Genomic DNA, 2190 nt, shown 5'->3' on the forward strand with positions numbered 1-2190 from the left:
AGTCTCCCACCTATCCTACACATCATTTGTCCAGTACCAATGCTAAGCTGCAGTAAAGGTGCATGGGGTCTTTCCGTCCCGTTGCGGGTACGCGGCATCTTCACCGCGACTACAATTTCACCGAGCTCATGGCTGAGACAGTGCCCAGATCGTTACACCATTCGTGCAGGTCGGAACTTACCCGACAAGGAATTTCGCTACCTTAGGACCGTTATAGTTACGGCCGCCGTTTACTGGGGCTTCGATTCAATGCTTCTCTTGCGATGACATCCCCTCTTAACCTTCCAGCACCGGGCAGGTGTCAGGCCTTATACTTAGTCGTTAAACTTTGCAAAGCCATGTGTTTTTGTTAAACAGTCGCCTGGGCCTCTTCACTGCGGCCCCGATTGCTCGGGGCGCCCCTTCTCCCGAAGTTACAGGGCTATTTTGCCGAGTTCCTTAGCCATGATTCACTCGAGCACCTTAGGATACTCTCCTCGACCACCTGTGTCGGTTTGCGGTACGGGTAATTATACGCTTAACGCTAGAAGTTTTTCTTGGAAGCCCTTAGGATCACTATCCGATTGTCCGTAAACGCTCGGTACTATCAGCTTCGGCTAAACCCACGCATTTAACTATGGGTCCAATACCTACTACCTTTAACGCGGTATTCCGTCACCGCGCGGATCTTTCATCACTCCGTCGCTCCATCACCTGTATAATTAGTATGGGAATATTAACCCATTTGCCATCGACTACCCCCTTCGGGTTCGCCTTAGGTCCCGACTAACCCTGATCCGATTAGCGTTGATCAGGAAACCTGGGTCTTACGGTGTGCGGGTTTCTCGCCCGCATTATCGTTACTTATGCCTACATTTGCTTTTCCAAAAACTCCAGCACAGCTGACGCTGTACCTTCTCCGTCGTTGGAATGCTCCCCTACCACTGATATTACTATCAATCCTTCGCTTCGGTACTATGTTTGATGCCCGATTATTATCGACGCCCTGTCGCTCGACCAGTGAGCTGTTACGCACTCTTTAAAGGAATAGCTGCTTCCAAGCTAACCTCCTGGCTGTCTCTGCAACTGGACCACCTTTGTTCAACTTAACATAGATTTGGGGACCTTAGCGGAAGGTCTGGGTTCTTTCCCTCTCGGACTGGGACCTTAGCACCCCAGCCCTCACTGCCGGTTCTGTATGACGGCATTCGGAGTTCGTCAGGATTTGGTAGGATTTGACTCCCCCTAGTCCTATCGGTAGCTCTACCTCCGTCATACAATTCCCGACGCTGTTCCTAAAAACATTTCGGGGAGTACGAGCTATTTCTCAGTTTGATTAGCCTTTCACCCCTACCCACAGCTCATCCGGAAACTTTTCAACGTTTATCGGTTCGGTCCTCCATTGTGTGTTACCACAACTTCAACCTGGCCATGGGTAGATCACTAAGTTTCGCGTCTACCCCCACCGACTCAAACGCCCTTTCAGACTCGCTTTCGCTCCGGGTACGGTACTGAATACCTTACCCTTGCCGATGAGGAGTAACTCGTAGGCTCATTATGCAAAAGGCACGCCGTCACTGCATCGCGCAGCTCCGACCGCTTGTAAGCGCACGGTTTCAGGTTCTATTTCACCCTCCTATTCGGAGTACTTTTCACCTTTCCCTCACGGTACTAGTTCACTATCGGTCTCTCAGGAGTATTTAGCCTTACCAGATGGTGCTGGCAGTTTCAATCGGGATTCCTCCGGTCCCGACCTACTCAGGATACCCGTCTCGCTAACAACAATTCCAATACAGGACTCTCACCTCCTTCGGTCGGCCTTCCCATGCCGTTCTCGTCTCGTTGTCTTTGATTATACAGGTCCTACAACCCCGTTCATGCCGTAACATGAACGGTTTGGGCTCTTCCGCGTTCGCTCGCCACTACTTACGGAATCATTATTATTTTCTCCTCCTATGGGTACTTAGATGTTTCAGTTCCCCACGTTCGCTTCCTTTACAGGATAGTCTTTAAGACTGGGTTGCCCCATTCGGATATCTACGGATCAACTCGCATTGGCCAATCCCCGTAGCTTTTCGCAGCTTATCACGTCCTTCCTCGCCTCTGAGAGCCTAGGCATCCCCCGTGCGCCCTTATTCACTTACTCTACTTATGTACTGTCTCCAGTACTTCTGTTACAATTTCTGCTAAACATGTCAATGAACTTGTTCT

Annotated in this window: 1 rRNA gene; it reads right to left on the reverse strand. The window is 50.3% G+C overall.

Annotated elements, in window-relative coordinates:
* Window positions 1-2125 (reverse strand): 23S ribosomal RNA (locus FHS59_RS23100); the annotation flags it as partial.
* Window positions 2126-2190: the final 65 nt, after the last annotated feature.

The sequence above is a fragment of the Algoriphagus iocasae genome (genome assembly GCF_014206875.1).
GTDB lineage: Bacteria > Bacteroidota > Bacteroidia > Cytophagales > Cyclobacteriaceae > Algoriphagus > Algoriphagus iocasae.